Genomic DNA, 8,675 nt, shown 5'->3' with positions numbered 1-8,675 from the left:
AGGCCGACAGTGACGGCGGCAACCACAAGCGTCTTCGTCGCGAAGCCCTTCTTGTTGTGCCGCCATTCCGCCCGGGCGCCCATTTCGGCCGGGATGTTCGGGACCTTGCCGCGGCCGAGATCCTCCACCACGCCCTCGACGACATTGATGCGGTCGGCGCCCATCAGCAGCAGCCAGTGAAGCCAGTTGGATTCGCTCCAGCGGAAGGCGAGCCGGCGGATCATTCCGCTGATGCCGCTGGGCGGAGTCGAGGTGCCGAACACGGCGGGCGTCCGCACATGCTCGATCGAGTGCAGTATCTCGACGTCGCTTTGCTGCTGCGGCGGCCGCTGCCAGTCCTTGGTGAGCCCCTCGTCGGCCGAGCGGTCGCGATAGGGGTAGGTGGGATCGTTCTCCGGATTGGCATCGACGCCCCAGCCGACCACGCTCCGCGGGTCGATCGGCGTGTTGGCGCTGGCGATGCGGGTGCGTTGCTCGATCATGTTCGTTCCCTCAGCCATTGGGCATCAGCACCGGCTTGATGCAATTGTCGAGCTTCGCCGAGAATAGGTGATAGGCGTCGGCGACATCCTCCAGCGGCACCCTGTGGGTGATGATCCCCTTGGGGTTCAGCCGCCCCTCCTTCACATGCTCGATGAGCTTTGGCACGTGGCGCTTCACCGCCGCCTGATTGGCGCGGATCGTCAGACCCTTGTTCACGACGTTGCCGAGCGGGATCATGTTGCCGGTCGGGCCGTAGACGCCGACGATCGAGACGATGCCGCCCTTCTTCACCGAATTGATCGCCCAATGCGCCGGAATGGCGTTGCCGGCTTCCAGCTTCAGCTTCGTGCCGAACAACGTCTGGAGGAAATTGCCCTTCGCATCGCCGCCGACGGCATCGATCGCGACATCGACGCCGAGGCCGTCGGTGGTCTTCTTCATGAACACGACGACGTCGTCCAGTTCCTTAAAATTGTAGACCTCCGCGGGGCAGTAGGTGCGCGCGAATTCGAGCCGGTAGTCGATATGGTCGATCACGATCACCCGGCCGGCGCCGAACAGCCAGGCCGAGCGGGCGGCAAGGAGGCCGACCGGACCGGCGCCAAGCACCAGCACGGTGTCGCCCTTCTGGATGCCGCCCATTTCCGCCGCCTGGTAGCCGGTCGGGACGACGTCGGTGAGGAGGACCGCATCGTCCAGGTCCATCCACTCGGGAACGACGGTGGGTCCGAAATCGGCGTAGGGCACGCGCACATATTGCGCCTGGCCGCCGTCATAGCCGCCGGCCGTGTGCGAATAGCCGTAAATGCCGCCGACCGCGGTGGCCTGAGGATTGTTCTCGTGGCAATTGCCGTAGAGGCCCTGCTTGCAGAAATGACACTGGCCGCAGGCGATGTTGAAGGGGACGAGCACCTGATCGCCGACCTTGAGGTTGGTGACTTCGGAGCCGAGCTCCTCGACTATGCCTGTGAATTCGTGGCCGAAGGTCGTTCCGACGCGGCAATCGGGCACCATGCCGTGATAGAGGTGGAGGTCCGAGCCGCAGATGCACGAGCGGGTCACCTTGACGATCGCGTCGCGCGGATGCTCGATCTTCGGCATCGGCTTCTCTTCGACGCGGACCCGGTATGGACCCCTATAATCCATTGCTTTCATGCACGACTTCCTTCTCGCCCCGGCGCCTCCAAAAGCGTGCCCAAGCGAGATTGGTTCCAGCGAGCCGGAGCTTCAGGCGGCGAGGCTCACCTTGCCGCCCGCATGCCGCTCCAGCCGCCCGGCGAGCTCGAGCTCGAGCAGAACGGTCTGGACGACTGCCGGTGCGAGGCCCGACTGGCGGATGATCTCGTCGACCGGGACGGAGGTGGGACTGAGCAGATCGACCACGGTGCGGCGATCCGCTTCCTCGGCGTCCGCGGAGGCGGCGGGAGCGGTATAGTCCAGCCCCTTCTGCGCAAGCGGGCGGAGCTTGAAGGGGCGGATCGCCTCGAGCACGTCCTCCGCATTCTGCACCAAGGTGGCGCCCTCGCGGATCAGCTGGTTGCAGCCGCGGGCGCGGGGATCGAGCGGGGAGCCTGGCACCGCCATCACCTCCCGGCCGGATTCGGTGGCGTAGCGGGCGGTGATGAGGGAGCCGGAATTGGGGGCGGCCTCGACCACCACGGTGCCGTGCGCGAGCCCTGCAATGATGCGGTTGCGGTAGGGGAAGTGTCGCGCCCGCGGCTCGACCCCCGGCGGCTGCTCGGCGATCAGCAGGCCGCGTTCCGAGATCGCCTGCTGCCTTTCCTCATTCTCCGGCGGATAGGCGACGTCGATGCCGCCGGCGATGACGGCGATGGTGCCGGTGTCGAGCGACCCGTCATGCGCCGCGGTGTCGATCCCGCGGGCGAGGCCTGAGACGATCACTGCGCCGGCATTGCCGAGATCCTGCGCCAGAGTCCGCGCGAACCGACAGGCGGCGGCGGAGGCATTGCGGGCGCCGACCATCGCGATTGCGGGCTTGTCGAGCAGCGAGAGCTGGCCCTTTACCACGAGTGCGGGCGGCGCGGTCTCGAGCTCGGCAAGAAGCGGCGGATAAAGCCCCTGGCCGAGGAACAGGTAGCGGGCGCCAAGCTCCGCCACCCGCTCGATCTCCCGCTCCACCGCCGTCCGCGGCGCAAGCTTCGGCGCCCTGCCGCCGCCGCGCGCGGCGAGATCGGGTATTGCCTCGATCGCCGCGGTTGCGGAGCCGAAGCGGGCGAGCAGCTGGAAATAGGTGACGGGGCCGATATTGTCCGACCGGATCAGGCGAAGCCGCGCGATCTGATCGTCGGAGGCCAAGCTCAGTCGCTTTCTTTCGAAGAGCCGACGCGCGGTTCCGTGCCGGCGAAAAGGCGTTCGAGGTTCGCCCGGTGCTTCCAGAAGATCAACAGGCCGAAGCCGAGATAGAGCAGGCTGAGATCGAAGCGGCCGAGCACCGCGGCGGCGACCGGCGCAAGCAAAGCCGCCGACATGCCCGCGACCGACGAATAACGGGTCAGCGCAAGAACGCCGAGCCACACGACGGCATAGCCGATCGAGGATTCCCAGTGGAGGGCGGCCATGATGCCGAAGAAGGTCGCGACGCCCTTTCCGCCCTTGAAGCCGATCCAGACCGGGTAGAGGTGGCCCAGCAAGGCTCCGACCGCCGCCAGCCCCTCGCTGCCCGGCCAGACCGCGCGGACGATGATCACCGCTGCAGCGCCCTTCGCTCCATCGAGGACCAGAGTCAGCGCCGCCAGCCCCTTGCGGCCGGTGCGGAGCACGTTGGTCGCGCCGATATTGCCGGAGCCGACGCTGCGCAGATCGCCCGCGCCCGCCATCCGCGTCAGCAGCACGCCAAAAGGGATCGATCCCAGCAGATAGCCGACCAACAGCGAAAGCAGCGGCGCGGCCAGCAGTTCAAGGCTCACCGGTCATCCCCCTGGCTCGGCAACCTAGCAAACCAGTACGATCACGCAACAATTTGGATCAGTGCGCCGAGCCGCCTTGCCGCCGCGTCCCGGGCCGCTAAATCACCTTCGATGACGCCGCCGCGCCCACTCCTCATCTTGGATTCCGGCGTCGGCGGGCTTTCGGTGCTGCGGCCGATCCGGGCACTTATTCCAAATGCTCCAATCATTTATGTCGCAGACAGCGCCGGCTATCCATATGGCACAAAGACCGAGGCGGAGATCGCGGCGCGGGTGCCGGCCTTGCTCGGGCGGCTCGCCGAAAGGTTCGATCCGGAGCTGATCGTCATCGCCTGCAACACCGCCTCGACGATCGCGCTTGCGCCGGTGCGGGCGGCGCTCGACCTTCCCATCGTCGGCACCGTGCCTGCCATCAAGCCCGCCGCCGAGCGATCGAGGAGCCGGGTGATCGGCGTGCTCGGGACCGAGGCGACCGTCCGGCAGCCTTATGTGGACCGCCTCAGCGCCGAATTCGCGGCCGACTGCACCGTCCTCCGCCACGGCTCGGCCGAGCTGGTCGATCTGGCCGAGGGGAAGCTCAGAGGCGAGACGCAGGACCTCGAAGGCTATCGCAGGAGCCTCGATGGATTGCTGTCTCAGCCGGGCGGCGACCGGATCGACACGATCGTGCTCGCCTGCACCCATTTCCCGCTCGTCGATGAGGAGCTCGCCGCCGCCTCCCCGCGCCCACTCGCCTTCGTGGACGGCAAGGAAGGGATCGCCCGCCGCACCGCCTGGCTGACGCGGGAGACGGCGTGGCCGGAGGAGCCGGGTGCAGGCCTCGCTTTCTTCACCGGGTGGGATCCGCGGCTGGAAGCGTATCGCGAAGGCCTCCGCCGCTACGGCCTCACGCTCGTGGAAGGGAGCGGCCGCCGCGCTTGATGCGAGCCGTTTTCACTGGCCTTGCGCACCTGCTTTCCGTTATGGGCGCCGGGACCGACGGGGAAGACCTTTGGATTATCAACGCATCTTCGCGCAGGCTATCGACCGGCTGCACGCCGAGGGGCGCTATCGCGTCTTCATCGATATCCTCCGCAACAAGGGCAGCTATCCGAACGCGCGCTGCTTTGCCGGCCATAATGGGCCGAAGCCGGTCACCGTCTGGTGCTCCAACGACTATCTCGCCATGGGCCAGCATCCGGACGTCGTGGCGGCGATGGAAGAGGCGCTGCACGATGTCGGCGCGGGCTCCGGCGGCACGCGCAACATCGGCGGCAACACGCATTACCACATCGCGCTCGAGGCTGAGCTTGCCGACCTCCACGGCAAGGAAGCGGCCCTGCTCTTCACCTCGGGCTATATCTCGAACGAGGCGACGCTCTCGACGCTCGGCAAGCTGCTGCCCCGTTGCGTCATCTTTTCGGACGAATTGAACCACGCGTCGATGATCGCGGGCATCCGCAATTCGGGCTGCGAGAAGCAGGTCTTCCGGCACAACGATCTCAATCATCTCGAGGAGCTGCTCGCGGCCGCGCCGGCCGATGCGCCGAAGCTCATCGCCTTCGAAAGCGTTTATTCGATGGACGGGGACGTCGCCCCGATCGCGGCGATCTGCGACCTCGCCGACCGCTACGGCGCCATCACCTATCTCGACGAGGTCCACGCCGTCGGCATGTACGGCGCCCGCGGCGGCGGCATCTCCGAGCGCGACGACGTGGCGCACCGGGTGACGATCATCGAGGGCACGCTCGGCAAAGCCTTCGGAGTGATGGGCGGCTATATCGCCGCGGACCGCAACATCGTCGATGTCGTCCGGAGCTACGCGCCGGGCTTCATCTTCACCACCTCGCTGTCGCCGGTGCTGGTGGCGGGGGCGCTGGCGAGCGTCAGGCACCTCAAGGCCTCGTCCGCCGAGCGCGAGGCGCAGCAGGCCTCGGCGGCGACGCTGAAGCGGATCTTCGCCGATGCGCAGCTGCCGGTGATGCCCTCCACCACCCACATCGTGCCGCTGATGGTCGGCGATCCGGTGAAGGCGAAGCGGATCAGCGACATCCTTCTCGCCGAATACGGCGTCTACGTTCAGCCGATCAATTTCCCGACCGTTCCCCGCGGCACCGAGCGCCTCCGCTTCACGCCGGGCCCGGCGCACAGCGAAGAGATGATGCGCGAACTCGCCTCCGCGCTGATGGAAATCTGGGACCGCCTGGAGATGCGGCTGGCGGCCTGAGGCTGCAATCTGTGGTGGCGCTCGCGGCGCCGCTCCCCTAAGGAACAGGCTCCCATTCACCATGGAGCCGACGGCGTGGCCGAGCGCATTGCCATTGCTTCCGATCATGCCGCGATCGAGATGAAGGCGGCACTGGTCGCCCACCTTCAGGACCTCGGCCACGAGGTGTTCGATCTCGGCCCCGGCGGGATCGAATCGGTCGATTATCCGGATTACGGCTACAAGCTCGCCGATGCCGTCGCGTCGGGCGATGCGGATCGTGGCATCGCCCTCTGCGGCTCCGGGATCGGCATCTCGATCGCCGTCAACCGCCACCCCGATTGCCGCTGCGCGCTCGTCTCCGAGCCGCTCTCGGCCCGGCTGGCGCGGGAGCATAACGATGCAAACGTGCTCGCCATGGGCGCTCGGCTGATCGGCATCGAAATGGCGAAGACCTGCATCGACGTCTTCCTCGCCGCCTCCTACGGCGAGGGGCGGCACCAGCGGCGGGTCGAGAAGCTGTCCAATCCCCATTTCGCGAAGGAACCCGCATGAGCAGCCGCGCAGCCAACGATCTCCACGACGTGCAGCCGGCCGGTTTCTTCACCGATCCGGTCGGCACCACCGACAGCGCCGTCGCGGAGGCGATCGCGGCGGAGCTCGACCGGCAGCAGAACCAGATCGAGCTGATCGCATCCGAGAATATCGTCTCCCGGGCGGTTCTCGAGGCGCAAGGCTCGGTCCTCACCAACAAATATGCGGAAGGCTATCCCGGCCGCCGCTACTATCAGGGCTGCGCACCTTCGGACTCGGTCGAGACGCTGGCGATCGAGCGGGCGAAGCAGCTGTTCGGCTGCGGCTTCGCCAACGTCCAGCCGCATTCGGGCGCGCAGGCCAACGGCGCGGTGATGCTGGCGCTGACGAAGCCGGGGGACACGATCCTCGGCATGTCGCTCGATGCCGGCGGCCACCTGACGCACGGCGCCAAGCCGGCGATGTCGGGCAAGTGGTTCAACGCCGTCCAATATGGCGTCCGGCGCGAGGATCATCTCGTCGACTTCGACCAGGTCCAAGCGCTCGCCCGCGAGCACAAGCCGACTTTGATCATCGCCGGCGGCTCCGCCTATCCCCGCCACCTCGATTTCGCCCGCTTCCGCGCCATTGCCGATGAAGTGGGCGCGACCTTCCTGGTCGACATGGCCCATTTCGCCGGCCTCGTCGCCGCGGGCGAGCACCCCTCCCCGTTCGGCCACGCCCATGTCGTCACCACCACCACGCACAAGACGCTCCGCGGCCCGCGCGGAGGCATGGTGCTGACCGACGACGAGGCGATCGCCAAGAAGATCAATTCGGCGGTGTTCCCGGGCCTTCAGGGCGGGCCGCTGATGCACGTCATCGCCGCAAAGGCGATCGCGTTCGGGGAAGCGCTTCGGCCCGAATTCAAGACCTACGCCCGCGCCGTCATCGCCAATGCCAAGGCGCTTGCCGGCCGCCTTCAGGAGCGGGGCGCGGCTCTCGTCGCCGGCGGCACCGACACGCACTTGGCACTGGTCGATCTCGGCCCGCTCGGCATCACCGGCAAGGATGCGGACGAGGCGCTCGAGCGCTCGGCGATCACCTGCAACAAGAACGGCGTTCCCTTCGATCCGCTGCCGCCCTTGAAGACGAGCGGCATCCGCGTCGGCTCGCCCGCAGGCACCACCCGCGGCTTCGGCGTCCAGGAATTCCGCGACATCGCCGACATGATCGCCGACGTGCTCGACGGCCTTCGCGCCAACGGGCATGACGGCAATGGCGAGGTGGAAGCCGGCGTGAAGCGGCGGGTTCGGGAGCTGTGCGCTCGCTTCCCTATCTATCCGGAGAATTAATTGCGCTGCCCTTTCTGCTCGCACGAAGCCAGCCAGGTTAAGGACAGCCGCCCGACCGAGGACGGCGCCTCGATCCGCCGCCGCCGCCAGTGCGAGGATTGCGGCGCGCGCTTCACGACCTTCGAGCGCGTCCAGCTGCGCGAGCTGACCGTCGTCAAATCCGGAGAGCGCCGCGAGCCGTTCGACCGCTCGAAGCTCGAACGCTCCGTATCGACCGCGCTTCGCAAGCGCCCGGTGCCGCAGGAGCGGATCGACAGGCTCGTCTCCTCGATCCAGCGCCAGCTCGAGGTAAGCGGCGAAAGCGAGGTCTCTTCCACGCGCATCGGCGAGATGGTGATGGAGGGGCTCAAGGCCGTCGACACCGTCGCCTACATCCGCTTTGCCTCCGTCTACAAAGATTTCAGCGAAGCCAGCGACTTCCAGGCCTTTGCCGGGGCGGTGGGCGAGACTGACGATACGATCTGATCAATCACCGTTCGTGTCGAGCGAAGTCGAGACACCCGGTCGAGCGAAGCCGAGAGCCGAAACCTATGCCGTTCTGGACCTACATCCTCCGCCTGTCGAACGGCGTCTATTATACCGGGCATACGGATGACCTGGACCGTCGCGTAGCCGAGCACCAGACCGGCGCAATCAAGGGCTACACTTATGACAAGCGCCCGCTGGAATTCGTATGGGCTGAGGAATTCCCCACTCGAGGTGAAGCGCTTGAGGCCGAGCTCCGCATCAAGAATTGGTCGAGGGCGAAGAAGGAAGCCCTGATTGCCGGCAATTGGAGCAGGCTGAGCGAAGCTGCCGTTCCGCCGCACGAGCGCGCTGGAAGGGTCTCGGCTTCGCTCGACAGGGCCCCTCGACTTCGCTCGGGGCGAACGGAGAATGTGGATCGCCAAGTACCTGCTCGTGTCGAGCGAAGTCGGGACACCCAGCCGAGCGAAGCCGAAGCGTTTCTCAAGGCACCACTCCGGAGCCCCGCGATCGTTCTCGTCCGCCCGCAGCTAGGAGAGAATATCGGGAAGGCGGCGCGGGCGATGCTGAACTTCGGGCTTGCGGACCTGCGCCTCGTCGATCCCCGGGACGGCTGGCCCAATTCGGCGGCCGGGCCGGCGGCATCGGGCGCGGATATTGTGCTCGAGCGGGCGCAGATCTTCGGCAGCGTCGCCGACGCGGTCGCCGACTGCGCGTTCGTCTATGCAACGACGGTAAGGAAGCGCG

Annotated in this window: 10 protein-coding genes; 6 read left to right on the top strand and 4 right to left on the bottom strand. The window is 66.8% G+C overall.

The genetic code is table 11. The features are described 5' to 3' along the window. The 4 genes from VF662_RS06910 to plsY all read right to left on the bottom strand — a co-directional run. Positions 1-482: hypothetical protein (locus VF662_RS06910; RefSeq protein ID WP_464139236.1), on the bottom strand; the 482-nt coding region annotated here is incomplete at its 3' end. A 10-nt stretch (positions 483-492) separates the two neighbouring features. After that, the gene (locus VF662_RS06905; RefSeq protein ID WP_464139234.1) at positions 493-1,638 is read right to left on the bottom strand and encodes a zinc-dependent alcohol dehydrogenase; all 1,146 of its coding nucleotides are present in this window, start codon (positions 1,636-1,638) and stop codon (positions 493-495) included. Between the two features lie 72 nt (positions 1,639-1,710). After that, positions 1,711-2,799, bottom strand: a complete 1,089-nt coding sequence (dprA, locus tag VF662_RS06900; RefSeq protein WP_464139232.1) for a DNA-processing protein DprA — start codon at positions 2,797-2,799, stop codon at positions 1,711-1,713. A 2-nt stretch (positions 2,800-2,801) separates the two neighbouring features. Beyond that, a complete protein-coding gene (gene plsY / locus VF662_RS06895) occupies positions 2,802-3,410 on the bottom strand; it encodes a glycerol-3-phosphate 1-O-acyltransferase PlsY (RefSeq protein ID WP_464139229.1) in 609 nt (202 codons plus the stop codon). Between the two features lie 111 nt (positions 3,411-3,521). Between plsY and murI the strand changes: the two genes are divergently transcribed. From murI to VF662_RS06865, 6 genes are all read left to right on the top strand, one after another. Then, a complete protein-coding gene (gene murI / locus VF662_RS06890; protein ID WP_464139227.1) occupies positions 3,522-4,331 on the top strand; it encodes a glutamate racemase in 810 nt (269 codons plus the stop codon). Between the two features lie 70 nt (positions 4,332-4,401). Further along, positions 4,402-5,616: a 5-aminolevulinate synthase gene (gene hemA / locus VF662_RS06885; RefSeq protein ID WP_464139225.1), complete on the top strand. Its 1,215-nt coding sequence runs from the start codon at positions 4,402-4,404 to the stop codon at positions 5,614-5,616. Between the two features lie 75 nt (positions 5,617-5,691). Then, on the top strand, positions 5,692-6,150 hold the full coding sequence (rpiB, locus tag VF662_RS06880; protein WP_464139223.1) for a ribose 5-phosphate isomerase B: 459 nt from the start codon (positions 5,692-5,694) through the stop codon (positions 6,148-6,150). Continuing rightward, a complete protein-coding gene (gene glyA / locus VF662_RS06875) occupies positions 6,147-7,463 on the top strand; it encodes a serine hydroxymethyltransferase (protein ID WP_464139220.1) in 1,317 nt (438 codons plus the stop codon). The genes rpiB and glyA overlap by 4 nt, the downstream gene beginning before the upstream one ends. Further along, positions 7,464-7,928: a transcriptional regulator NrdR gene (nrdR, locus tag VF662_RS06870; protein ID WP_464139217.1), complete on the top strand. Its 465-nt coding sequence runs from the start codon at positions 7,464-7,466 to the stop codon at positions 7,926-7,928. A 65-nt stretch (positions 7,929-7,993) separates the two neighbouring features. Continuing rightward, on the top strand, positions 7,994-8,675 hold a 682-nt coding region (locus VF662_RS06865; protein ID WP_464139215.1), incomplete at its 3' end, for a GIY-YIG nuclease family protein.

It is taken from the genome of Allosphingosinicella sp. (assembly GCF_036387215.1).
Lineage (GTDB): Bacteria > Pseudomonadota > Alphaproteobacteria > Sphingomonadales > Sphingomonadaceae > Allosphingosinicella.
This window is presented reverse-complemented; position numbering and strand designations above follow the sequence as displayed.

Bases quoted from the DNA above. Each gene is read 5' to 3' on its own strand.
- murI (WP_464139227.1), top strand. From the start codon at position 3,522: ATGACGCCGCCGCGCCCACTCCTCATCTTGGATTCCGGCGTCGGCGGG.
- glyA (WP_464139220.1), top strand. From the start codon at position 6,147: ATGAGCAGCCGCGCAGCCAACGATCTCCACGACGTGCAGCCGGCCGGT.
- VF662_RS06905 (WP_464139234.1), bottom strand. From the start codon at position 1,638: ATGAAAGCAATGGATTATAGGGGTCCATACCGGGTCCGCGTCGAAGAG.